This is a genomic window from Acinetobacter sp. YH12126, assembly GCF_013418745.1.
Lineage (GTDB): Bacteria > Pseudomonadota > Gammaproteobacteria > Pseudomonadales > Moraxellaceae > Acinetobacter > Acinetobacter amyesii.
On sequence record NZ_VPBM01000023.1, the window covers coordinates 1 to 24679 of the forward strand.

The 24679-nt window shown below is 41.6% G+C and carries 19 protein-coding genes; 8 read left to right on the forward strand and 11 right to left on the reverse strand.

What is annotated here, in order from left to right; translation table 11 throughout:
• The first annotated feature begins 47 nt into the window (after positions 1-47).
• The gene (locus FTU62_RS14885) at positions 48-545 is read left to right on the forward strand and encodes a hypothetical protein (protein WP_257223237.1); all 498 of its coding nucleotides are present in this window, start codon (positions 48-50) and stop codon (positions 543-545) included.
• 85 nt (positions 546-630) lie between these two features.
• Here the strand turns inward: FTU62_RS14885 and FTU62_RS14890 are convergent, their stop codons facing one another.
• Complete coding sequence (locus tag FTU62_RS14890; protein ID WP_180103072.1) at positions 631-1815, reverse strand: sorbosone dehydrogenase family protein; 1185 nt, start codon at positions 1813-1815, stop codon at positions 631-633.
• Positions 1816-2022: 207 nt separating this feature from the next.
• Positions 2023-2268, reverse strand: a complete 246-nt coding sequence (locus FTU62_RS14895) for a hypothetical protein (RefSeq protein ID WP_078191141.1) — start codon at positions 2266-2268, stop codon at positions 2023-2025.
• A gap of 249 nt (positions 2269-2517) precedes the next feature.
• Here FTU62_RS14895 and FTU62_RS14900 point away from each other — a divergent pair, with 249 nt between their 5' ends.
• Complete coding sequence (locus FTU62_RS14900; RefSeq protein ID WP_111884806.1) at positions 2518-3324, forward strand: tetratricopeptide repeat protein; 807 nt, start codon at positions 2518-2520, stop codon at positions 3322-3324.
• 72 nt (positions 3325-3396) lie between these two features.
• Here the strand turns inward: FTU62_RS14900 and FTU62_RS14905 are convergent, their stop codons facing one another.
• The 4 genes from FTU62_RS14905 to FTU62_RS14920 all read right to left on the reverse strand — a co-directional run bounded on the left by FTU62_RS14905 (position 3397) and on the right by FTU62_RS14920 (position 8997).
• Entirely contained in the window at positions 3397-4326 is a 930-nt protein-coding gene (locus FTU62_RS14905) for an AEC family transporter (protein ID WP_180103073.1), read from the reverse strand.
• An 81-nt stretch (positions 4327-4407) separates the two neighbouring features.
• A complete protein-coding gene (locus FTU62_RS14910) occupies positions 4408-5523 on the reverse strand; it encodes an NADH:flavin oxidoreductase/NADH oxidase (protein ID WP_180103074.1) in 1116 nt (371 codons plus the stop codon).
• 12 nt (positions 5524-5535) lie between these two features.
• The gene (locus FTU62_RS14915) at positions 5536-7716 is read right to left on the reverse strand and encodes a TonB-dependent receptor (protein WP_180103075.1); all 2181 of its coding nucleotides are present in this window, start codon (positions 7714-7716) and stop codon (positions 5536-5538) included.
• Positions 7717-7734: 18 nt separating this feature from the next.
• Positions 7735-8997 (reverse strand): carbohydrate porin, encoded by a 1263-nt coding sequence (locus tag FTU62_RS14920; RefSeq protein WP_180103076.1) that lies wholly within the window; start codon positions 8995-8997, stop codon positions 7735-7737.
• Positions 8998-9386: 389 nt separating this feature from the next.
• Here FTU62_RS14920 and mutM point away from each other — a divergent pair, with 389 nt between their 5' ends.
• From mutM to FTU62_RS14935, 3 genes are all read left to right on the forward strand, one after another.
• Entirely contained in the window at positions 9387-10241 is an 855-nt protein-coding gene (gene mutM / locus FTU62_RS14925) for a bifunctional DNA-formamidopyrimidine glycosylase/DNA-(apurinic or apyrimidinic site) lyase (protein WP_111884801.1), read from the forward strand.
• Positions 10238-10516 carry a peptidylprolyl isomerase gene (locus tag FTU62_RS14930; protein WP_078192338.1) on the forward strand — a complete coding sequence of 93 codons (279 nt, stop codon included), beginning with the start codon at positions 10238-10240 and terminating at the stop codon, positions 10514-10516. The genes mutM and FTU62_RS14930 overlap by 4 nt, the downstream gene beginning before the upstream one ends.
• A gap of 197 nt (positions 10517-10713) precedes the next feature.
• Positions 10714-11088 (forward strand): hypothetical protein, encoded by a 375-nt coding sequence (locus tag FTU62_RS14935; RefSeq protein ID WP_005007840.1) that lies wholly within the window; start codon positions 10714-10716, stop codon positions 11086-11088.
• A gap of 38 nt (positions 11089-11126) precedes the next feature.
• Here the strand turns inward: FTU62_RS14935 and mscL are convergent, their stop codons facing one another.
• Complete coding sequence (mscL, locus tag FTU62_RS14940; protein ID WP_078192339.1) at positions 11127-11558, reverse strand: large conductance mechanosensitive channel protein MscL; 432 nt, start codon at positions 11556-11558, stop codon at positions 11127-11129.
• A gap of 291 nt (positions 11559-11849) precedes the next feature.
• Positions 11850-13685, reverse strand: a complete 1836-nt coding sequence (gene typA / locus FTU62_RS14945) for a translational GTPase TypA (protein WP_111884800.1) — start codon at positions 13683-13685, stop codon at positions 11850-11852.
• A 173-nt stretch (positions 13686-13858) separates the two neighbouring features.
• Here typA and FTU62_RS14950 point away from each other — a divergent pair, with 173 nt between their 5' ends.
• From FTU62_RS14950 to FTU62_RS14960, 3 genes are all read left to right on the forward strand, one after another.
• Positions 13859-15229 carry a uracil-xanthine permease family protein gene (locus tag FTU62_RS14950; protein ID WP_078191151.1) on the forward strand — a complete coding sequence of 457 codons (1371 nt, stop codon included), beginning with the start codon at positions 13859-13861 and terminating at the stop codon, positions 15227-15229.
• Positions 15230-15295: 66 nt separating this feature from the next.
• A complete protein-coding gene (locus FTU62_RS14955; protein ID WP_180055569.1) occupies positions 15296-16330 on the forward strand; it encodes a methyltransferase in 1035 nt (344 codons plus the stop codon).
• Entirely contained in the window at positions 16330-17793 is a 1464-nt protein-coding gene (locus FTU62_RS14960) for an amino acid permease (protein WP_180103077.1), read from the forward strand. Before FTU62_RS14955 ends, FTU62_RS14960 begins: the two co-directional genes overlap by 1 nt.
• Positions 17794-18037: 244 nt before the next feature.
• Here FTU62_RS14960 and ligA read toward each other — a convergent pair whose 3' ends face one another.
• The 3 genes from ligA to smc all read right to left on the reverse strand — a co-directional run bounded on the left by ligA (position 18038) and on the right by smc (position 24673).
• A complete protein-coding gene (ligA, locus tag FTU62_RS14965) occupies positions 18038-20071 on the reverse strand; it encodes an NAD-dependent DNA ligase LigA (protein WP_180103078.1) in 2034 nt (677 codons plus the stop codon).
• Positions 20072-20169: 98 nt separating this feature from the next.
• Positions 20170-21222: a cell division protein ZipA C-terminal FtsZ-binding domain-containing protein gene (locus FTU62_RS14970; RefSeq protein ID WP_180103079.1), complete on the reverse strand. Its 1053-nt coding sequence runs from the start codon at positions 21220-21222 to the stop codon at positions 20170-20172.
• A 1-nt stretch (position 21223) separates the two neighbouring features.
• Complete coding sequence (smc, locus tag FTU62_RS14975; protein WP_180103080.1) at positions 21224-24673, reverse strand: chromosome segregation protein SMC; 3450 nt, start codon at positions 24671-24673, stop codon at positions 21224-21226.
• Positions 24674-24679: the final 6 nt, after the last annotated feature.

A 24679-nucleotide genomic window follows, 5' to 3' on the forward strand; every position in this document is an offset into this window, starting at 1 on the left:
TGTGTTTCAGAAAGCTTCTTTGAATCGATATATTTCATCCGCAGATTATGCATGAATATTTAAAATTCTTCGGTACAAATAATCAGCAAGAGACTGTTCGTTTTTTGATTTATGAAAGAGGCTTAATATTAGCAGTTTTAATGATATTTTATTTTATTGGTTTTCTTAATCTGTTCTCAATTAACAATATTATTTATATACTGTTCCTTCTTCAACTTATCATTACAATTTCTGGCAGTTATCTTTACTGGAAACAAAACATTAAAGGTTTAATAACCCTAAAATGGATAAGTTTTAGTTTGATCTTCCTTATATGTACGCCTTATTTTTTATATATTCCAAATATTGCACTTATTTTTGGTTTTTACATAGAAGCAACTCCTGATTCTTTTTTCTATCTACTAAAAGCACATATAGGCTACAACACGTCAATAAAATTCAATACAGCTGGAACTTTGCCTTGGGGCTTTGGTTTAAATTTTATTGAGTTAATTATATTCTTACGTTTTAGAAAAATTTTAAAAGAAACTCTACAGCAAACATAGAAATAGAAGAGTTAGAATCCTCTCTCATTAATGATCATATTTTATAACATCAAACCCACAGCCAAAGCCTAAAGACTTTGGCTTTTTAATCACTTATTTTTTCCCTCACATAATAAATCACCCCTGCCCGATCATCCGAAAAATAAAAAGATTTTTCATCGATTTTATAAATATCTGCAGGTCGCCCATGCACCGTTTTACCGACTAAAAAACCATCCATAAAGGTTTCAAGTTTTTGTCCTTTACGCATAATTGCAATTTGATAGCCATGACCAATCGCCTCGTCGGTAGAGCCATGCAAAGCCACTAAAAAAGCATTTTTAATGGTGGAATCGGTATGAGGGTCATCAAAATAATCAAAACCCAGTGCTGAGGAATGCGAAGGGAAATAGGCATAGGGCGATGGAACATTTTTACAGCCAGATGCACGTTTAAATTTAGGATCCGCTAATACTTTGCCCTGCCATGAATAACATGCGGGCCAGCCATAATCGACATCCCATTTTAACGCATAAAAAGTTTCATCTGGCTTTTTACTTCCCAAATGATCAGAACCTTGATTAGTTGCAAATAGAAATCTGCCGATCGATTTTAGCCCAACAGCATTACGCAAACCTGTCGCATAAATCCGTTGCTCTGAACCATCAGGATTCATCTCGATGACGGATGCTCGCACTTTTTCTTTTTCTACACAGGCGTTACAACTCGAACCAACCGACACATAAACTTTTCCATTCCCACCGATAGCAATCGTCCGTGTCAGGTGCCAACCGCCGTATTTATAACTCAAACCATAATCTGGAAATGTCGCTAAAACTTCAGCCTTACTCGAAGGCTGAGTTTCTCCTCTACTAAATTTTTGCCGTGTCAGTTGATGCGTTTCCGCAAAATAGAGCCAATCCTGTCCTTGAGCATCGGTATAAAACTGAACTGAATTTGGATTTCTCAAACCGGTCAGATAAGGAATGATTTTGCCAAATTTACCGGTGTCAGCATTCCAATCATCCAATATATACACAGCACCTTTTTTATTATCTGTTAGATCATACATATCCGTGACAAACATTCTGCGATCAGGCGCTTGCGCAAAAAAGCGTACCCGTTTGAGACCTTCAGCAGCAGGAATGATCTCGAAATTTGCAGGCAAATTTAAAGAAAACTGCTTGCCATTTTTTAAATGGATTGGATGCGGAACAAGCTTGGGTTGTTGAGCCCAACTGGTTATTGAACAGACGAAACTAAGGATCAAGATGGCACTTATTTTTATCATATTTAAATACATCTCAATGAATCATGTATATCTGTATTCATCATAGATGCCTTGTATCTATTTTATTCAATTTATATTTTTAGAAAATATTATACTTTTGAAAATTAAGGTTTTTTAAATCACATACGCTGGTGCAGTACACAACAAACAAAAATAAGGAGGAACTTTATTCCCCCTCATGTTTTCGTTTTTAAATCATGATTTTAATCAAAATCCATGAAACAACTTATTCATGTCTTTGCATACATATTCTTTAAAATGATAGGCGCGCGCATGTTTGGCATCAAATTTAGCTTCTAAATCGCCTTTTTTGAAAATATAAACACGATCCTCTTTACTGACTAAAAACTCTGCGCCCAGTTTCATCAAAAGCGCATCAATTTTATCTTCATCTGCAATCGATTCATCTGCATTAATTTTATCGTAATTGCGTTTAATGCCTTTAATAAACATCGCGCTGCCTCTGAGAAAATAACAATGCGCGATTAAATCAGAGTCCTGCTTTTTTGCAAAGGCTTTTGATGCAATAAAGTCATGGCATTTAAAGCGCTAAGGGCAATCAACATTATTTTATAAAAACGCTTTAAATCACAATTCCTCACTTTACATTTACGTAAATCTACCTATGATGTAAAAACCGACAAAAATAACCACCAAAACACATAAACGGAATTATGTGTATGATTTACAAAAGGTTTCAAGATGAAAAAAATCCTACTCGCAAGCATTTTAGCAATGAGCACTCAATTGGCTTTTGCTGAAACCAAAACAGATGCCGTCGATCCTGAATTTGCTAAAGTGGAAGCTATGGTCAAGGCCAAAGATATGAATGGCGCCTACCAAACACTAAGCAAGCTTGCAGCAAAAGGTAATGCTCAGGCCATTTATAATTTGGGCTATCTTACTCAAACAGGTCAAGGCGTAGCGAAGGATGAGAAAAAAGCCATCCAACTCTATGAACAGGCTGCAGCCAAAGGCTACCCTGTTGCAAACTATGTTTTAGGTAAAAATTATGCAACGGGCACACTGGGCTTAAAACAAGACACCAACAAGGCCAAACAATATTTAGAACGCGCATCTTCGGCAGGGTTTGACGATGCCTCCATCGACTATGCCATTTTACTTTTTGCAGAAAATAAACCTGAGTCAGATAAATTGGCACTCAGCAAACTTGATCCGCTGATTAAAAAAGGCAACTACCCTGCGATTCATGCCAAAGCACTTTATGACATCAGTGCAGGCTTTAAAGCTAAAAATGAAAAGCCTATTCAGCAAGGTCTAAATAGCATTCAAGAATTAGCAAAAAAAGGCTATGTCCCTGCATTGATGGCGGTGGGCAATATGTTTGTAAATGGCAATATCATCCCGCAAAATTTGCCTGAAGCTAAAAAAATATTTAGCGCATTAGCCAAAGAAAATATTCCCCAAGCCAAAGAATCTTTGGCAACCGTGGATAAAATGATTGCTGAACAAGCCAAAGCACCTAAAGCCAATGCGAAAAAGAGTTAATTAAGCATTAAAAAAAGCCCTGCACATGCAGGGCTTTTTCATGGGTTTAAGCAAATCTTGAGCTGATCAAAATCACGCCCACCACAGACTGATTAATACACCTGTTACGACAAAGCCCAAGATGGTACTCATCAACAAAGGCGTTAAGGTCTTTTCATTTAAGCCATAAACTTGCCCAAGAATGGCAAAAATCGTCGGCATCGGTAATGCGGCAATAATCGTCCCTGCATATAACATCTCTTGGCTGACATCGGTCAAATAGCGTAAGCCTAAATAAGTCAGTAAAGGCATAACCAAGTTGCTTGAAATCACCAAATAGAAGCTCTGAGCATTCACATACTTTAAGCTCATACCGACAATTCCCCCACCAATTGCAAACAGCGCCAATGGTGAAGCTGTTTGACCTAACATCGCCAGTACATCATTGATTTGAGGTGGCAAACGGATTTGGAAAATTGCAAATCCAATCCCTAACATTACCCCTGCAAACAATGGATTTTTTAACAGGGTCATTAAGGTATTTTTGATGATGTCGCCAATATTGGCTTTTTGCTGTGAACTTCCTAATTGCGCAAGGACCAGCACCGTTGGAATCAGTAGCACACTTTCAATAATGACGATTAGTGAGGTATAGGTCATCGCATTTTGACCGACCAATAAGCTTAGGACTGCAGTGCCAATTAAACCTGTATTAGACATGCCAGCGCCTAGTGACAGTACCGCTGTTTGCGACATATTATTTTTAAAATGTGTCGACAATAGCCAATAGGCCATGCCATACAATAAAAATGTGACTCCGGTATAAACAAAGAAATAGCCGGGATACCAAATTTGATGCAAATCTTTAGATGCTAATGACTGAAAAAACAAAGCCGGCAGTGCAATCTTAATCACAAATGCACCAATGGTTCCGACCTGTTCTTTACTCAATAAACTGCATTTTACCGACAGATATCCCAAGGCCAAAAGAAAAAAGATTGGACCAATCACCTCAAAGACCATACGAAATATCCTGTGTAATAGACTCTTCCATCCACACCCTCAACCTGAGAGTGTAGATCGGACCACTATAAATTTTGATAATTAGAAAGCCGTAAATTGACTTCTTTGTGCATGCGGCTGACAGCGTAAGTACTGCGGAGAAATTTTTAGGTTTTCACCGAGTTCAGCAGCGGCATGCCATGGCCAACGCGGGTCATATTGAATTGCACGAGCAAGACCAATCGCATTTGCCATGCCATATTGTAAGATGCCTTCGGCTTGCATTGCTTCGGTAATTAAACCCACAGCAATTACGGGAACCTGAACCGCTTGCTTAATGGCTTCTGCAAAAGGCACTTGATAACTGGCTTGTAATTGAATTTTTTGGGCCACATCTAAGCCACCACTAGAAACATGAATATAGGCTGTGCCTAGTTGTGCAAGCGCTTTTGACAAACCAACAGCCGAGTCTAGATCCCAACTCGGTGCTTCAGCATATTCCATCCAGTCAGTTGCAGAAATACGTACCCCAATTGGATAATCTTCAGGAACGGCATTTTTCATGGCTTGGAACACTTCAAGCGTCAGCCGAATGCGATTTTCCAGACTGCCACCATATTCATCGCTACGCTGATTCGACAATGGTGACATAAATTGATGCAGCAAATAACCATGTGCGGCATGTAGCTCAATTAAGTCAAAGCCTGCATCTACCGCTCGTTTTGCTGAATCGGCAAAGTCTTGAATGATCTGCTGGATTTCATCTCGACTTAAAGCATGGGGTGCATGATCTGTGGCATTAAAGGGCAAATCACTTGCTGAAACAGTTTGCCATCCTTGAGGATGATCAGGGGGTAATTGTCCACGTCCTACCCACGGTTTATCTGTCGATGCCTTACGCCCCGCATGTGCCAGCTGTATTGCAAAAGGCATAGGTGAAAGTGATTTCACCTTAGCCAATAGTGCCTTCATCTGTGCGCGTTGCATATCATTCCAAAGGCCGAGGTCTGCATAGCTAATGCGCCCCTCTGCCTGTACAGCTGTTGCCTCGACGATACAAAGTCCGGCACCTGACAATGCATAATTCGCCCATTGTTGTTCATGCCAATAGCTTAACTCCCCTTGCTCATTGGCAGAATATTGACACATGGGTGCAATCACGATTCGATTACTCAGCCCCAATGTTCCAAACTGAATTGGTTGAAATAACAACGCCACATCACTCTCCTTTTAGAAGGCTTTGGTCACACTCAATCCTGCACTCCAATTCACCCCATCCGCGGGTTCAAAGAAGCGTCCATTTCCATCATTGACGATCACTGAACCGACATAGTTTTCATCAAACAAATTATCTGCACGTACATAGGTTTTAACTTTCCAATCTGCTTGTTTCCACACATAACCTGCGTTGGCAGAAATCACGGTATAGCTCGACGCGGCATCACTGTTGGCATCATCGACATAGACTTTATCCATATAGCGCACATCTAGGCCGGCATTAAAGCCAATATCTGGCTGCCAATTCAGTGCGGCAAACGCTTGGTTTTTGGCAATACCCGGTATATAAGTGCCTTTGACGACATCACTGTCAGGAATTGCGGCATCAAAAGTGGCATCGATATAACTGTAGCTTGCTTGCGCGCTTAAATCTCGCCATAGCTGTTTATTCCATGAAAGCTCAACACCTTCACGTAAAGTTTTATCGGCATTTTTATAGGTTGCACGACCATTGATACTTCCTGCAGAGACGATGTCATCTTGAGTTTTGCTTTGGAATACCGCTGCAGTGAAATTCCCCCATGCATTTTGTGATTTAAGCCCAAGCTCGTAGTTATCGCTACTGGCTGGTTTTAAATCAAAATTCATGCCGTCATCTTTGGAATAGGCCATTTCTGTAAAGGTCGGTGTTTCAAAACCTTTGGCATAACTGGCATAGGCATTCAGTTGAGGTGCAATATTCCAACTTAATGCTGCTGATGGTAGAACTTTGTCATAGTCAGTTTTACCGCTGTCGTCACCATTGTCTTTATCTGCTGCATATACTGCTTGCTGCTGATAATGATCTTTAGACTCATAGTGTACATTGCTATATCGTAGCCCTGTATCTAATGTCCAATTGGGTAAAAAACTCCACGAAGCTTGTACATAGGGGTCTAAATTCCACAAGGTGTTATTTTCATTTCGACGAATATTCCCCTTCTTGCCATAATCTCCATTGGCATCAAAATTTTCATAGCCCTTACGGTCTTCATCCATATAATCAAAGGCAAGGCCTGCAGTTAAACGCGTATTCGGTAAGAGGTCTTTGCCTGTCCAGCGAATATCTGTTCCATAATAGTCACGGCTAAAATCAATCACACCGCCTGCATGGCGAGGGTTTCTTTGACTTGTTGATGATATTGGATTTCCATCTTCATCTAAGCCTAAATTTATTGAATACTCACCTTTAGGAATCGATTGATACTGGGTTACATCACGTTGCCCCATATATACCATTGCATTGAGTTCATGCTGATCATTCAATGGTTTTTTCCATGTTAAGCCAGTTTGAGTTTGGTTAATTTCTTTACGTACATCAAACTGCTTTAAAAATGCTACTTGCTGTTTCGGATTATTTTGCCACTGTGCGCGAGTCAACCCTTGTGGATCATCGGCATTGATATCCACATGATTCACAATCCAATTGACCTTGGAACCATCATCCAGATCCCAAGTCAGTTTTGCATTGCTGAGTACCTTATTTGCAGCACTATGATCACGGTAACCATCAGTTTCAAAATAAGAAGAACTGACAACATAGCTAGGCTCATTGGCCCGTTCTGAGCCACCTTGCAGCACAATATCAGCACGACTTTTATGATGACTGCCGCCCGAATAGCCGAGTTCGATAGAGTCTTTTCCAGTACCTTGCTTGGTTGTTGTTAAGATTGCCCCACCCGAAGAATTACCGTATAAAGAGGAAAATGGCCCACCCAATACCTCGATATGATTTAAGCTACTCATATCGATATTTGATGTCTGTCCCTGACCATCCGGCATGGTCGCAGGGATTCCATCAACATATAAACGGATACCACGCACACCAAATGTTGAACGTGCGCCAAAGCCTCGCATAGACAGTTGCAAGTCTTGTGCATAGTTTTCACGGTTATTCAGTTGTAGTCCGGGCACACCTTTTAAGGTTTCAGACAGATTCACACCCGTATTGTTATTATTTTCAGCCTGCTGTACCCGGTATACCGATGCCGGTGTTTTTAACCATGTGGTATTGGTTCGTGGTGCTTCAATGGTAATCTCAGGAAGTAAAACAGGTTCCGTAGAACCTGTTTCTGCATACAACTGTTGGCTAATACATGCCGTCAGGCAAAGTAAATGTGTCTTAAATGATGTGACGTTAAATTTACTTTGCATAGAGCACCTATTTTGACATTAGAATATTACCTTAGAGCTTAAACCAATTAGGAAAGCATCATCAACCCGATTTGTTGAGCCTGGGTTAATCACATATTGTAAACTTGGGCGAATCATCAACCATTTCGTAGGGTTATGGCTATAGTTCAACTCGACATTATATTCTGCGCTTGCATCAAATTTTTCAGCAGAAAGTCGATCATTGACATGCACACGGTTCACGCCCAAGCCAACCATATCGTTTGGTAAACGATCGGCCAATCCAATGTATTTCAAACCTAGCTGCTGTGAGTTATCAACTTTTGTGGTGACACGATCATGCCAAGTAAAATTAGCAAAGCTATGCAAGCCACGTTTGCCTTCACCAGTAGACGTTAACTGTTGCTCAATCGCGACCCAACCACCAAAGGTACGATCTTCAGCTTCACCCGAAATAATGTCTTTTTGATTTTTTACATTATCTGCGGTGTTGTACATCGCACCAAAGCGGTAGCTCCCCGGTAAACCATTGACCAATGATTTTGGTGTCCAAACCAATTCTACGGGAATAGTTACGCCATCAGCATGATCTGTATCTAGACTCCAACCTTGACCTTCTGCTTTGGCATTACCATTGTCAGGGTTAAATTCGTAAACACCGACTTGTGCCGCAAGTTCTGGCGTTGCTTGGTATTTCACACGTCCACCCCATTGTGAAACTGGAGTATTCATCCACATAGAACCTTGCCATTTACCCATTTGCGCTGCACAAAATGCGGTGCTGGCAAAGTCACATGCCATCACGTTAAAGTCCATACCTAGACCTAAACGACCTGCTTTTACACTAATGCCTTGTTCTTTGAAATTCTTTTCAATCGAAAGCTCGGTTAAGCGGCTGTCTTGGTTACCACGGCCAAAATTGGCTTGTGCATTTGCCAATTGAGGAACATCCCCTTGCAAATCACGAACTGAGGTACTTTGACCTTGACGAGCAGTCATTACAGCACGCACAGTCACGCCATCCCAACCTGCGAGTTTTTCCATATCAAGCTGTGTACCTAACCACAATTGGCTGGCTACCGTTGCTGAATGTCCCGGATTACGACCGCCATCGGCAAGATAGGCAGCATCAACAGCAATATTGGCCTCAAACTTCACACCTTGTTGTGCAAGTTCGGTACGTTTACCATCCCAATCCCCGAGCATGTACTGACCTTTAGTGTCGAATGCTTCTGTGGCGTGAACATGTGTCATGGCTGCTGCAACAAATGCAGGTAGAAGAGCTAGACTGTATTTTTTCATGGTAAAACCTAAATCTGGAGAGAGTCTCTAGACAAGCCACATGGCTTGAAATCTAATGTCACAAAAATTACATAATTTTTCACGTTCTATCTCAGCATTATTTTTATCATTCACAAAACTTTAATTTATCAATAAGTGACTTTAAATAAATCTATTGTTATGTAATATTTTTAGTGATTATTTTTCAATATCTTATATATCTATTAATTCAATTGTTTAACTTCTGATCGCTTTTTCAAACTCATTATTGTGACTTGTTGGTTTATTATTCTCACAATTAATAATCAATAACCTATTCATACACTCCCTTAGGCCGCGATGAAACTTGCATTCTGTAGGGCTAGACCCAATAGTATGCATAACTTGAATGATCCATTGCTTCGACCTTTATGCCTGAATTACCAGAAGTAGAAACCACTAAAACCAGTTTATTGCCATTATTGAATGAAAAGGTTCTCAAAGTTGAGGTTTTTCAGTCGAGTCTGCGTTGGCCAATTCCTGACGACATTCAAAAACTCGTCGGACAAAAGCTGCTTCAGCTCAGCCGTCGATCAAAATATATTTTGGCTGAATTTGAACAGGACAGCATGTTGTGGCATTTGGGCATGTCTGGCAGTTTTCGGATTTGTGAAGGTGATGAAGCATTACGAAAGCATGATCATCTGGTGATTCATTTTGAAGATATGCAATTGCGCTATCACGATCCACGACGTTTTGGCTGTATTTTATGGTTAGATGCATCGTCTCAAAGCAAACTGATTGACACGCTTGGCCCTGAACCGCTGAGTGATGACTTTAATGCTGAATACTTATTCCAAAAATTTAAAAATAAGCAGACCAGTATCAAAGTATCGATCATGGACAATCATATTGTGGTTGGTGTCGGCAATATCTATGCAACGGAAAGCTTATTTAACTTAGGCATACACCCTGCGCAGCCTGCATCAAGTTTGAGTTTTGAACAAGTTGAAAAAATGGTCATCGAAATCAAACGTATTTTAAAACAGGCAATTGATTTAGGCGGTTCGACGTTACGTGATTACACCAATGCGATGGGCGAAAATGGTTATTTCCAACAAACTCTGCTCGCCTACGGACGTGCCGGTGAAATGTGCATCAACTGTGAAACCATCTTGCACAATATCAAACTAGGGCAACGTGCATCGGTGTTTTGCCCAGAGTGTCAGCCTTTAAAAAAGGTTAAAATGCTGACTAAGAAAACCGTGAAAGGAAATAAAGCATGAAGTCTGCGATTGTTCGCCACATATTAGTCAAAGATAAAGAACTATGTGAGCAACTGAAAAAGAAAATCAAAGGCGGTGCGGACTTTGCCAAAATTGCAAAGCAGCATTCGACATGCCCTTCGGGTAAAAAAGGCGGTGAGCTTGGCGACATTAAAAAAGGCCAACTGGTTGGTCCAATTGATAAGGCGGTATTTACCCTACCCGAACGTGAACTGCATGGTCCGATCAAAAGCCAATTTGGCTGGCATTTATTAGAAATTAAGTTTCGGATGTAACATAGCACCCACATTGAACATGCTATAACGAGTATATCGCGAATATGTGCTTTTCATCTTAAAGCACATAATCCCAGTATTTTTTTCAATCGTTCAGAACATTGGCTGGCGGTTTTCAATCATATAATATAAATCATAGCAACCAGATAACATTGCACTAAATCAATTCTACTTAATAATAAATAAAGGACATTCCATTGGGCTATTACAACTATTTTCGTCTTGGCACTGTCGATACAACAGATTTTACAATCATTCGAGGTGAACGAAAGCATGCACTTATCCAAGCATTATATGATGATCAAGATATGAACCCTCATGGTGAAGTCCAGTTGGCACTAGATTTAGATGGGAATCGTAACGATGAATCAAAATGGTATGATGCGATACAGCAAATTAGCAAATTATCCAAAAATCACCCTTTAGTCTTATTTATATTAGGTCAACAAGCCTGCGCACCCGAATCACCTGAAGAAGCAAATGAAGTATTTACAGGCATTCGAAATGGCATTGTTTTTTCGACATCAGAACCTAAGTTTATGAAAATGACGCCTCAACAAAATTCACAATAAAAAACGGCGCTTTAAGCGCCGTTTTCACTGCTAAAGGATTAACCTTTACGTTTTAATTCATCACGAATTTCACGAAGTAATTCGATATCTTCTGGAGTCGCCTCTGGAGCTGGCTCTTCAACTTTTTGACGGCGCAATTTGTTCATCAATTTCACTAACCAGAATACGACCCATGCCAAAAGCAAGAAGTTGATTAAGATGGTTAGGAAGTTACCGTAAGCCAAAACATTAAGGCCTGCATCCTGTGCTGCTTTTAGCGTGGTTAAATTGTTTGGGTTATCGCCCAATACTAAGAACCAATTTGAATAATCAACGTCACCACCAAGGATCCAAGAAATAAAAGGCATGATAATGTCTTTTACCATTGAATCGATGATTTTACCGAAAGCACCACCAATGATGACACCTACAGCCAAGTCCATCACGTTGCCTTTTACGGCAAATTCTCTAAATTCTTGAATAATACTCATGTGATCTCCAGAAATTTTTTTCAGCTTTAATTTTGTGACGAAGTATACATTATATCTATATAACTATTTCCACCTAATTTACTTGGTTTATATTAGATTCTAAATACCATGTATAAAAATTCACACAAAACATTTTTGATTTTGGTAATACATTCTATTAAAAAGGATTTATCAAAATTATGCATGTCGAATTAAATGAATAAAGTCATTCAACTTTTGCATTTTTATTCAAAACACCCATGCATAAAAAAACCGCTAACCTAAGTCAGCGGTTTTTTTGAAACTGTAAAATTAACCGTTACGGTTACGTTTACGTTCGTTTTCAGTCAACCAGCGTTTACGGATACGGATTGACTTAGGCGTTACTTCAACTAATTCGTCGTCTTCAATAAATTCAAGCGCTTGTTCAAGCGTAAATTCAATGTGCGGAACGAGAGTCAACGCATCATCAGTACCAGAAGCACGTACGTTAGTTAACTGTTTCGCTTTAGTTGGGTTAACAGTCATGTCGTCTGAACGCGAGTTAATACCAACGATCATACCTTCATAAACTTCTAACTGAGGTTTAGCGAATAGACGGCCACGGTCTTGTAAGCTGAATAGTGCATAGCCCAAGCAAGTACCTTGAACCATAGAAATCAACACACCGTTTTGACGTTTCGCCACAGTACCTTGTTTCATAGGACCGTAGTGCGAGAAGCTTGAAGTCATGATACCTGTACCTGAAGTCATAGTTAAGAATTCAGAACGGAAACCAATCAAACCACGTGAAGGAACTGTTGCTTCAATACGGATACGGCCTTTACCGTCAACTTCCATATTGGTCATTTCACCTTTACGGTGACCCATTTGTTCCATTACAGCGCCTTGGTGCTGCTCTTCAACGTCAAACGTTACGTTTTCGTATGGCTCTTGTTTTTCACCATCAATTTCTTTGATGATTACTTGTGGACGTGATACGCCCATTTCGAAGCCTTCACGACGCATGTTTTCAATCAGAACTGAAAGGTGAAGCTCACCACGACCAGATACTTTGAAACGGTCAGGACTGTCAGTATCTTCAACACGTAATGCTACGTTGTGAATCAATTCGCGATCTAGACGTTCACGGATATTACGTGAAGTTACGAATTTACCTTCTTTACCAGCAAACGGTGAGTTGTTTACTTGGAAAGTCATCGATACTGTAGGTTCGTCTACAGAAAGTGCAGGTAAAGCTTCAACTGCTTTTGGATCACAGATTGTGTCAGAGATATGAAGTTCATCAATACCCGTTACACAAACGATGTCACCAGCAGAAGCTGATTCAACATCGATACGCTCTAAACCATGGTAACCCATGATTTTTAAGATACGACCGTTACGTGTTTTACCGTCTTTGTCGATTACAGTTACAGGAGTGTTTAATTTCACTGAACCACGTTGAATACGACCAACACCGATAACACCTACGAAGCTGTTATAGTCAAGTGAAGACACTTGCATTTGGAATGGACCGTCAACGTCAACCGCTGGTGGTTCAACGATGTCTACAATTGTTTCGAACAATGGAGTCATGTCTTCAGCAAGTTCTTCTGGAGATGGACCAGCCACACCACGAAGACCTGAAGCATATACAACTGGGAAGTCTAACTGTTCGTCAGAACCACCAAGGTTGTCGAACAAATCGAATACTTGGTCAATTACCCAGTCTGGACGAGCGTTTGGCTTGTCGACTTTGTTAATAATTACGATTGGTTTCAAACCACGTGCGAACGCTTTTTGCGTTACGAAACGAGTTTGTGGCATTGGGCCTTCTTGAGAATCAACAAGAAGAAGTACGCAGTCAACCATTGACATTACACGTTCTACTTCACCACCGAAGTCGGCGTGTCCCGGGGTATCCACGATATTGATACGGTATTCAGTGTTAGTACGCTTGTCTAACCATTTGATTGCAGTGTTTTTTGCAAGAATGGTAATACCACGTTCACTTTCAATAGCGCCAGAATCCATTACACGTTCGATCTCGCCTGCGCGATCGCCAAGAGCACCTGATTGCTGTAAAAGTTTGTCTACAAGAGTAGTTTTACCATGGTCGACGTGCGCGATGATGGCAATGTTACGGAGAGTTTTAATATCTGACATGTGAATTCGATACGCCTAAAGTTTGAGGGCAAATTATACAGAAAAAATATAGATTTTAGTAGTGACAGTTTATTGACAATCGCATTTTTTTTGACGACTGGTACGCTTTTGGTTTTGTAAAGCTGTGTAAACAGATTAGAATAGCGCCACCTAGCCTTAATTTTCAGTGCCGCATGTCTGATTTAAACCAATCTCCCGAAGCAAAAGATCAACTCGATTTAGTCTATGGATTGAATGATCGACCAAAACCTTTTATTGCTTTTCTCGCTGCGTTCCAACATTTATTGGCCATTATTGTCCCGATTGTGACGCCGGGTCTGCTGATCTGTTTAGCACTTGGTGTATCAAAAGAAGACACCAATATGATTCTTTCGATGTCATTGGTGATCTCTGGTATCGCAACTTTTTTACAATGTAAAAAAGTCGGCCCATTTGGTGCAGGTCTCCTGATTGTACAAGGAACCAGCTTTAACTTTATTGGTCCTATTATCGGTATTGGTTCTGCGATGGTTGCGGCAGGCACACCTGTAGAAGCAGTCATGGCATCTATCTTTGGTGTGGTGATCGCGGGTTCATTCATTGAAATGGGTGTGTCACGGATCTTACCGTGGGTGAAAAAACTGATTACCCCATTGGTAACAGGTATTGTGGTGCTATTGATTGGTCTGACTTTAATTAAAGAAGGCCTGATCAGCATGGGTGGTGGTTATCAAGCTATGGGCGATAAAACATTTGCCAATGCAGACAACCTCATCATGTCATGTACCGTTTTGGCACTGATCATTTTATTGAACCGTGTGCGTATTACATGGGTAAAAAGTTCTGCCATCCTAATTGCCTTAGTCGTGGGTTACATCCTTGCAGGCTTTATGGGTCATTTAAACTTTGATGGCTTAAAAGATGCGCCACTGGTTCAAATTCCAACACCGATGCACTTTGGCTTAAGCTTCTCTTGGAGCTTGTTTATTCCAATGGCATTTATCTACCTTGTGACATCTTTGGAAGCGATTGGCGATATTACCGCGACTTCTAAGCTTTCAAATCAAGCTGTAGATGGCCCTGAATGGATGAAGCGTATTAAAGGTGGTGTATTGGTGAATGGTGCAAACTCATTCCTTGCCGGTATCTTTAACACGTTCCCAAGTTCTGTTTTCGCGCAAAACAACGGTGTCATTCAGTTAACAGGTGTTGCAAGCCGCTATGTAGGCATTTGGATTGCTGCCCTATTGGTTATTTTAGGCTTACTTCCTGCTGTAGCAGGTGTCATTCAGGCAGTTCCACAAGCCGTGCTTGGTGGTGCTGTGATGGTGATGTTTGGTGCCGTGGCTGCCTCGGGTATTAATATCTTGTCAGGCATTCATTTAGACCGCCGCGCACTATTAATCATTGCGATTTCATTGGCATTGGGTCTAGGTGTTGCACAAGTACCACAAATCCTTGAACATCTTCCTGAATTGTTCCGTAATATCTTCAGTTCAGGCGTTGCCACTGGTGGTATCGCTGCCCTTATTTTGAATATTGTTCTTCCTGAAGTGAAGAAGTAAGTTCATTTGTCAAAGAACACTGCCTAGGTTCCGCCCTAGGCAGTGTTTTTTATGATGGAGAAATCTATGGATCTCACAAGTGAAGTCGTTATACGACAGATCGATTTATTACAAGATCGCGTGCTTTTCGTAAATGCACCGACAGATGACTTACTCAGTCAATTGAATGACAATATTAAGCCATCGATTTGGTGCTGGAATTTTAATGATTTTCAGTACTTTCAAAATCAACAGTCAAACGTCCATTTTGGTGTCGATTTTCCTGAAGGTCAGTTTGATCAAGCGGTTATTTTTGTTCCTAAATCAAAAGAACTGCTGAATTATTTATTACACAATGTGGCAAGTCACCTTGCTCAAGGTGCGTCTATTTTCCTCGTGGGTGAGAAAAAAGGCGGTGTTGAACGCGCAGCAAAACAATTACAACCCTTTGGTAAAACCCTAAAAATTGATAGTGCGCGTCACTGTCAAATGTGGCAAACCCTCTTAGAAAAAACTGTAACACTCAAGCCACTACAAGATTGGGTGCAAAAATATCCAGTTGAGACTCCAAATGGTGAGCTTACGATTTGCGCACTGCCGGGCGTATTTAGCCAGAACCGTTTAGATGTGGGTACGGCTACCTTATTGCCTTATTTATCACAAGTCACTTCGGGCAAAATTGCTGATTTCGGCTGTGGTGCGGGTGTCATCAGTGCTTATTTAGCCAAACTGAATCCTAAAAATCGTATCTTTGCCATGGATGTAGATGCTTTTGCACTGGCTTCTACACAAATGACATTTGAACAAAATTTGCTTGAACCTGAACAACTTGAGATTAAAGCGGTCACAGGAATCGAGGATGCACCACTATTTTTACATGCCGTAGTCAGCAATCCACCCTTCCATCAAGGGATTCAAACCGACTACAATGCCAGTGAAAATCTATGCAAAACTTCGCGCAGACATTTAAAGTCTGGGGGCGAACTTTGGATTGTAGCCAATCGATTCCTCAATTATCCGACTTTAATTGAGCAACATTATGGTCAATGTACAATCAAAGCCGACCAACAAGGGTTTAAAGTCTTGTTTGCGAGCACGCAAAAAAATCTTAAGGAACAATGATGAGCGAAATTCAAAAACCAGCTCAACTTCAACGTAAGTTGGGTGCTCGCCATCTCAACATGATTGCAATTGGTGGTTCAATTGGTACAGGTTTATTTCTTGCCTCTGGAGCAACCATTGCCAATGCAGGCCCGGGTGGCGCCCTGCTTGCATACTGCTTAATTGGTATCATGATTTACTTCTTGATGACCAGCTTAGGTGAGCTTGCAACACATAATCCAACTTCGGGTGCATTCTTTACCTACGGCACAAAGTATGTCGAGGGTGGTTTCGGCTTCGCTTTGGGTTGGAACTATTGGTATAACTGGGCAATTACCGTGGCATTTGAATTGGTTGCTGTCCAATTCATTATGAAATTCTGGTTTCCAGATATTCCGGGCTTTTACTGGAGTGCGATTTTCCTCGCAATCGTCTTTGCTATTAATGCACTGACCGTAAAAGGCTTCGGTGAATCCGAATTCTTCTTCTCGCTTGTTAAAGTGCTCGCAATTGTTGCCTTTATCATTATCGGCCTGTTTATGATTGGCAAAATCATGCTGACACCGGGCGTAGAAACATTTGCCAACTGGACCAAGGGTGAAGCCCCATTTGTTGGTGGTTTATCTGCCTTGATTGGTGTAGCCATGATTGCCGGTTTCTCTTTCCAAGGGACTGAAATGGTTGGTGTGGCTGCAGGTGAATCGAAAGATCCTGAAAAGACCATTCCTATTGCCATCAAGCAAATTTTCTGGCGTATCTTGTTGTTTTATATCGTGTGTATTTTCATTATCGGCACTCTCATTGCCTATGATGACCCACGTTTATTACAAGCAGCATCTACTGAAAATATTGCACTTTCACCATTTACCTTACTGTATGAAAAAGCAGGTTTTGCTTTTGCTGCATCGGTGATGAATGCGGTGATCTTGACTGCGATTTTATCAGCGGGTAACTCTGGTATGTACTCCTCTACTCGTATGCTCTTTGATATGGCACGTAAAGGCAGTGCGCCGAAAGTCTTTGGTCGCTTAGATGCACGTGGCGTACCGATGAATGCGCTTTATGCAACAACGGCGATTGCGGCACTGTGCTTCTTAACCACTTTTATCGGTGAACAAGCGGTATTTAACTGGTTACTGAACATGTCAGGTATGTGTGGCTTTATTGTGTGGCTCGGTATTGCAGTTTCACATTATCGCTTCCGTAAAGGCTACTTGGCTCAAGGCAATAAATTAGAAGATCTTGCTTACCGTGCAAAATTCTTCCCATTTGCACCGTGGTTTGCCTTTGTTTTGTGTGCCATCGTAGTCCTTGGTCAGAACTATCAAGCCGTTTTAGATGGTGAATGGTTGGCCGTTGTTTCTACCTATATTGGTATTTTCTTATTCCTTGCCATTTGGTTCGGTTATAAGTGGAAACACAAAACCAAGTTGGTTCAATATCAAGAAATGGATGTAAAACCAATGAAAGTTGATCAAGAATAATGTGATCACTAAATAAAAATAAGCAGCCTAAGGGCTGCTTTTTTATAGCTAAAATTGTATCTCAATACATTCACGCTTTAGCAAAATATTTCGTGAGTAATGTTGAGGAATACTGTCTGATCTATCACCAACAACTGATACGCTCACTCAATCATGTTAAGCACCGAAAATAAAAACGCCCAATGCAATGCATCAGGCGTTTGTTCAAAAAGTAACTACGTTTTCAGGTTAAATTTTTCAATACTTAAGAAGCATTTTGCTGTTGTACAAAGGAAACAAACTCCTCTTCACTCATCACAGGTACACCCAACTTTTCAGCCTTTTCTAATTTAGAACCTGCCTTTTCACCTGCAACTACACATTTGGTTTTACCCGAAACACTACCACTGACACGTGCGCCTAAGGCTTGAAGCATTTGCGTCGCTTCATCACGCCCCATGGTACTCAATGTCCCAGTAATCACCCAACTCTCGCCATTCAGCGGCTGACGACTTGGTGCAACAGGTGCATCCCAATGAATCCCAGCTGCCAACAAACGATCAACCACTTCGAGGTTATGCGGCGCTTGGAAAAAATCGACAATCCATTCAGCGGTAATATCACCAACGTCTGGCGTTTTTTTCAAGGATTCTAGATCTGCATGACGAATCGCATCAAAGGTTTGGAAAGTATTCGCGAGCATGCGTGCCGTGGTTTCACCCACGCCTCGAATGCCGAGTGCATAAATAAATGCACTTAGTGTCGTTTTCTTACTGTTTTCAATGGAGTCAATGAGGTTTTGAACTGACTTCTCACCCATTTTTTCAATGGTCAGTAATTTTTCACGGTGCTCATGCAAGCTATAGATATCCGCAACATCTTTGAGTAGATCTAGATGTAAAAGTGATTCTGCCCAACGGTCACCCAAGCCCTCAATGTCCATAGCTTTACGCGATACAAAGTGACGAATCGCCTCAATACGCTGTGCAGCACAGTACAAACCACCTGAACAACGAGCCAAGGCTTCACCTTCTGGCATCACCACAGGTGAAGAGCAGACTGGACAACATGCAGGTAACTGAACTTCTACCGTATCTACAGGACGGAATTCAGGCCATACTTTTTCCACTTTTGGAATCACATCGCCACTACGGTAGACACTGACTGTATCACCCACACGGACATCTAAACGGTGAATTTCACCAATATTATGTAGAGTGACATTGGAAACCGTTACGCCACCGACTGCCACAGGGTTTAAACGCGCGACTGGGGTTAAAGTCCCTGTACGCCCCACTTGCCAATCAATATTTTCAACTGTCGTCAGCGCTGCGACTGCAGGGAATTTATATGCCGTTGCCCAGCGTGGTTCACGACTTAAAAAACCCAATGTTTGCTGCTGCTTCAGGCTATTTACCTTAATCACCATGCCATCAATTTCAACGCTCAGGCTTGGACGATCAATGATCATTTGCTCATACGCAGCTTGTACGTCATGAATGCTGTCACATATAAAGTGACGTTCACCGACAGCAAAACCAAACTGTGTCAGCCACTCAAGACTTGCAGACATGGTGGTTTGACCATGATGTGGTTCGCACTGTGCAATGCCATAAGCATAAAAAGCCAAGGGACGCGAAGCTGCAATTGCAGGGTCGAGTTGACGTAAGCTTCCTGCTGCTGCATTTCGTGGATTGGCAAAGGTTTTTTCACCTTTAGCTTCATTTTCAGCATTAAGCTTTTCAAAGCCTGATTTTGGCATCAGAACTTCACCACGGACTTCAAGCAGACTTGGAATTTCAGTCTGTGTAGAGGTCAGTACTTTAGGCAAATTACGAATGGTTTTTACATTTTGGGTAATGTCTTCCCCAGTTTCACCATCACCCCGTGTCACACCACGGACTAAAATGCCATTTTCATACCAGAGAGAAATGGCCAGTCCATCAAATTTTAATTCGACATCATATTCAATTTTTTGATTCGGCAAGCGCTCTTCTACGCGGCGTGCAAAGGCAAATAAATCTTCTGCATTAAACACATTACCTAATGACAACATGGGTACAGCATGGGTTACAGATTCAAACTTAGACAAGGCCTTTCCACCCACTTTTGTAGTTGGTGTATCAGGTTGTACTAAATCAGGGTATTGCTCTTCTAAAGCTTTTAATTGGTGAAAAAGTTGATCATATTCACTGTCCTCAATTTCTGGCGTGTCCATGACATAGTAGGCATGGTTATGCTTCGCCAAGAGTTGAATCAGTTGTCGCATCTGTGCAACGACAGTGGATTGTTGTGTCATACATTCACCATAAAAAAGGGCGGTTCATGCTCCGCCCTCAAATTTCATTATCTGTTGCTATTATAGAAACCCACTCGGTGAGTTTCAATCAAAGACGCTTAGACTTCGATAGCTTGACCTTGACGATAATCAATCGCTTGATGACGCCAATGTTCACGCATCTGCGGTGTAAATTCTTGGTTATTTTGATCATACACAGTACCGTCAATTTCACGGGCAATTAGACGTGAAATGCTATCCATTGTATCAAAGGCATTTTGTACATCGCTGTGTGGCAGCGCTAAGAAGAAAGCCAAACCTTTTACTTCTTCAGTCGATAAAGTTTCAAGATCAAAACCTTGCGCAGCGCCATCATTATTCATTTGCAATACAGAGAATAATAACTTTGTACCTTCTTCATCATAGCGATGGAAACAAGCCATTTCGCCAAAACGCAGACCGTACTTCAGCAACACTTTTAATGCTTTTTCACCTGACAATGCACGGCTATCTGGGAAAACATTTAAGGCGATATAAGTTTCCGCAGTTGCTAAAGCACTTTCTTCATCAACAATTTTTTGTTCATGTAAATGAGCATCCAAAATACTGCTTTCTTCATCAAAATCGCTAATTTCAGCTTTTTCAATTGCGCTATTTACACTAAACTCTGGCGCTTTTTCAGCAGGAACAGCGTCAGCCTGAACGTGTGTCACAGCAGTCGCTGCGTCATTGGCATCGGCGGCTACAGATGCAACCGTTGTAGATTCAGTTGCTTCTGTAGACAATGTACTGTCTTCTGTTGCAGTTTGAGCGTTTTCAACTGAAACGGGATCCGTCGTTGTCGTCTCAGTCTTTGCCGTAGCCTCAACGCTCTGCTCTGCTTGTTCCGTTGCCGTTACTTTTGGAGTCACACTCGCTTGAACAGTTTCAGTCGTTTCAACCGCTGTGACTTTTTCCTCAGCCAAAGTCGGCTCTACACGTTGCGTGATTTCAGGTGTATTTAACTGATTGCGTACATGGCGCGGAATAACAGGTTGCTGACTATCAGGATCAATATGTAATTCGGTGTCAAGTGATGGCGCTGCATCTGCAGGTTTACGAAACATCATTCGAATGCCCACAACCATGATAATTACAGCGATTACAATCCCAACTATAGTGGTGATTTCCATGTTATGCCTCCGCAGCTAAACCGTATTCTTTGGCTTGCTCTATATTCACAGTCACTAATTTTGAAGTTCCTGGTTCTGGCATGGTCACACCAAGTAAGTCAGTTGCCATTGTCATAGCCAGTTTATTGTGTGTAATGTAGATAAATTGCACTTGTTCTGAAAGCTCTTTTACAAGATTACAAAATCTTCCTACATTTGCATCGTCTAAAGGTGCATCGACTTCGTCTAAAACGCAAAATGGTGCAGGATTTAGGCGGAAAATCGCAAAAACCAAAGCCAATGCGGTCAGTGCCTTTTCACCACCTGACAATAATGCCAAAGAGCTATTTCGTTTACCCGGTGGTCGTGCCATAAGTTTTACACCCGATTGCCAACCATCTTCAAGGCTTAAGCTTGCTTCACCACCATTAAATACTTTCGGAAATAACGCTTGAAGTTCTGTATTGACCTTATCAAAAGTGGTCATAAACAGTTTTCGCGTTTCCTGATCAATGCTTTTCATCGCAGCTTGCAGTTGTTCAACGGTCTTTTGCAAGTCATCAATTTGGTGGCTTAAATCATCAAAGCGTTTAGAAACTTCAGTATATTCTTCTGCCGCAGCCAAGTTGACTGCACCCAATTTATCAAACTGCTGCTGTGCTTTTTCTAGTTTTTGCTGATGGGATACCACATCAATGCTTAAACCTGTCAGCATTTCGCTGTTCATTTCTTTCAGCTGTTCAGAATAATGCTGTAAATCAGACTGCGCGGATTGCCAAGCCAGACGCTTTTCTTCCAATTGCGTACGCAATTTTTCATCTTGCTGTTGATGTGAATGGCGTTGTTCCGTCAATGTATGTTGTTTGCTCTGAACATTATTGAGTTCAAGCTGCCAGTCATTCCAGGTTTTTTGTAAACGTTCAGTGACTTGAGCCTGTTCAGAATACTGTGACTCAAGCGCAGGTAATTCTAACTGTACCGGATCGACAAATTTCTTTGCCTGCTCCATCTGTCCAATAATTTGCTGAGTTTGCGCTTTCAAAAAGACCGTATCTTTTTCTAATAATTCAATCTGTTGTTTCGTCTGTACAGACTGACGACGCACAATTTCCAATTCTTGCTGACTGTGTAATGCCACTTGCTGAGCACTTTCCAGTGCTAGACTCAACTCTTCAACTTGGAATTGCAAGGTTTTATAATTGGGCAAAGCTTGCTCAAGCTTCATCGTCAGCGCATGCAAATCAATTTCCAAATCGTCTTTTTGCATGGCATCTTCTTCAAGCTGTGCTTCAAGTTGCTGTAATTGATCTTCTAACTGCTGCTTTTGTAATGCAAAAGCCTGATTGGAACTTTGTACCTTCGCAATGGCAACATCAGCATTTTGAATGTCTTTTTGCCAATTTTTTAATTGGCTATGTTGCTGTTGCAGATTTTGCTGTAAAGCTTGTACGGCATTTTGCAACTCAGGCAATTGGCCTTCTAGTTGCGTTAGCTTTGGCTGCTGCTCTGCAAGTAATTCAGTCAATTCATCTAAGCGAATACGGTGGCTCAATGCACCTTGCCCTGCTTGGCTGTCCTCATCATAATCTAGACCAATCACCCAATCTGCACCGACATGATAACCATCGAGCGTGAGTATCGACTGACCAGCAGCCAGTTTAGCCTGATGGCTCAATGCCATCGGCAATGTTTCGGCAATTGCGACTTGCTGCCAGATTGAAAGCTGTGGTGCTTCAATCCACGTCGCCAAAGCATCTAATCCAACGATTTGTGCTGCGGTGTGGTGACTGCCTTTGACCTGACGTGCAACACTGTCTTGAAAATTATCACTGTGTCCCAAGACTTGGGCACTCAGCCATTTAGACAAAAATTTCTCGACCAGTTGTGCATGCTGTTTACCTTGTGTGCTCAACTGCAACTGCTGCATTAAATGTTGACGCTGGCTTTGCTGCTTTGGACTAGCTTTAATCATTAATTGATTTAGGTTTTTCTGCTCTGACAACAGCACCTGTATTTCTGACTTTAGCTGCAACACCGTATTTTTGTGCTGTGCCTGCTGTTCTTGTGCAGCTGCAAGCAGTGTTTGCGTTTCGGCAATCACCAGCTCTTGTTGCACAATTTGCTGTTCGAGTTGTTGCTTATCTTGCTGATACTGCTCCAACTCATCTTGCTGCGCCTGATGCTGAATTTGACCTCGTTGCTGTTGTAGGGTCTCGCGCTGTTGCTCAATTCGACCAATATTTTTGGTCAATTGTTCACTCTGCGCCAACATCTGTAGCTTTTGCTGTTGCTGCTTTTCGACTTGCCCACGGCATTGTTCAAATTGTTGAACCGCTTGTTGATGCTGAGCTTTCAAATCGGCTAACTGCTGGGTCTGTTCCTGACTACTGCTTTCTTGACGCTGTAATTGTTCAACAAATCCATCTTGCTGTTCTTGTAGCGTTTCCAGTTGTAACTCTAATAACTGTAAACGTTCTTTGGTTTGAGCTTTTTGCTTCTCAAGCTCCACCAAACTTGCCGAATTTTGTGCAAATAAACCCTGCTTTTGCTCCAGTGTCATTTTCAACTCAGACAGTTTCTTTTCCGCCTGTTGCCATTCGCTTTGTAATGGCGTGGACTGTTGAATAAGCCGTTGAAATAAAGCACTGGTGGAAGATAAGTCATGCTCTAGAGTATTCAGCTCAGAACGAACCAGTTTGAAGGTTTCCCCGAGCTCATTCATCTGAAGCGTGTATTCTTGCTGTAAACGTTTACTTTGCTCACATTGGAAAGACAGCACTTCGATCTTAATAGTACGAATTTGGGTTTCTAATTCTTTGTATTGCACCGCCGTTTCAGACTGGCGTTTTAAGGTTTTCAGCTGAGATTTCAGTTCTGATGCAATGTCTTCGAGACGTTCTAAGTTTTGAGTGGTGTGTTCTAGATGCTGTAAAGTTTCACGACGACGAGCTTGATAGCGAGAAACCCCAGCGGCTTCTTCAATATACACACGCATTTCTTCAGGTTTGGCATCGACCAAACGGTTGATCATGCCCTGTTCAATAATCGCATACGAACGTGGACCTAAACCGGTACCTAAGAAAATATCGGTAATATCACGACGGCGGCATTTGGTGCCGTTGAGGAAATATTCGGATTTACCATCACGATTGACCTGACGACGAACTGCTAGTTCAGTATAGGCATTATAAGCGCCACCTAGCTTGCCATAGGTATTATCAAAACGCAGTTCAACACTCGCCATCCCGACTGGTTTACGCTTGGCCGTTCCGGTAAAAATAACATCTTGCATGGTGCCACCACGCAATTGACGGGCACTGGACTCCCCCATAACCCAACGAATGGCATCAATCACATTGGATTTACCACAGCCGTTCGGTCCAACAACCGCACTACGGTTGCCTTCAAATTTTAGAGTTGTGCTATCGGCAAAAGATTTGAAGCCGGAAAGTTTTAAACTGCTTAAACGCATAATGTC

What these genes read in the sequence shown, in the direction of transcription:
- FTU62_RS14885 (WP_257223237.1), top strand. Translation starts at nt 48, where the DNA reads ATGCATGAATATTTAAAATTCTTCGGTACAAATAATCAGCAAGAGACT.
- FTU62_RS14890 (WP_180103072.1), bottom strand. Translation starts at nt 1,815, where the DNA reads ATGATAAAAATAAGTGCCATCTTGATCCTTAGTTTCGTCTGTTCAATA.
- FTU62_RS14895 (WP_078191141.1), bottom strand. Translation starts at nt 2,268, where the DNA reads ATGTTTATTAAAGGCATTAAACGCAATTACGATAAAATTAATGCAGAT.
- FTU62_RS14900 (WP_111884806.1), top strand. Translation starts at nt 2,518, where the DNA reads ATGAAAAAAATCCTACTCGCAAGCATTTTAGCAATGAGCACTCAATTG.
- FTU62_RS14905 (WP_180103073.1), bottom strand. Translation starts at nt 4,326, where the DNA reads ATGGTCTTTGAGGTGATTGGTCCAATCTTTTTTCTTTTGGCCTTGGGA.
- FTU62_RS14915 (WP_180103075.1), bottom strand. Translation starts at nt 7,716, where the DNA reads ATGCAAAGTAAATTTAACGTCACATCATTTAAGACACATTTACTTTGC.
- FTU62_RS14920 (WP_180103076.1), bottom strand. Translation starts at nt 8,997, where the DNA reads ATGAAAAAATACAGTCTAGCTCTTCTACCTGCATTTGTTGCAGCAGCC.
- mutM (WP_111884801.1), top strand. Translation starts at nt 9,387, where the DNA reads ATGCCTGAATTACCAGAAGTAGAAACCACTAAAACCAGTTTATTGCCA.
- FTU62_RS14930 (WP_078192338.1), top strand. Translation starts at nt 10,238, where the DNA reads ATGAAGTCTGCGATTGTTCGCCACATATTAGTCAAAGATAAAGAACTA.
- mscL (WP_078192339.1), bottom strand. Translation starts at nt 11,558, where the DNA reads ATGAGTATTATTCAAGAATTTAGAGAATTTGCCGTAAAAGGCAACGTG.
- typA (WP_111884800.1), bottom strand. Translation starts at nt 13,685, where the DNA reads ATGTCAGATATTAAAACTCTCCGTAACATTGCCATCATCGCGCACGTC.
- FTU62_RS14950 (WP_078191151.1), top strand. Translation starts at nt 13,859, where the DNA reads ATGTCTGATTTAAACCAATCTCCCGAAGCAAAAGATCAACTCGATTTA.
- FTU62_RS14955 (WP_180055569.1), top strand. Translation starts at nt 15,296, where the DNA reads ATGGATCTCACAAGTGAAGTCGTTATACGACAGATCGATTTATTACAA.
- FTU62_RS14960 (WP_180103077.1), top strand. Translation starts at nt 16,330, where the DNA reads ATGAGCGAAATTCAAAAACCAGCTCAACTTCAACGTAAGTTGGGTGCT.
- ligA (WP_180103078.1), bottom strand. Translation starts at nt 20,071, where the DNA reads ATGACACAACAATCCACTGTCGTTGCACAGATGCGACAACTGATTCAA.
- FTU62_RS14970 (WP_180103079.1), bottom strand. Translation starts at nt 21,222, where the DNA reads ATGGAAATCACCACTATAGTTGGGATTGTAATCGCTGTAATTATCATG.
- smc (WP_180103080.1), bottom strand. Translation starts at nt 24,673, where the DNA reads ATGCGTTTAAGCAGTTTAAAACTTTCCGGCTTCAAATCTTTTGCCGAT.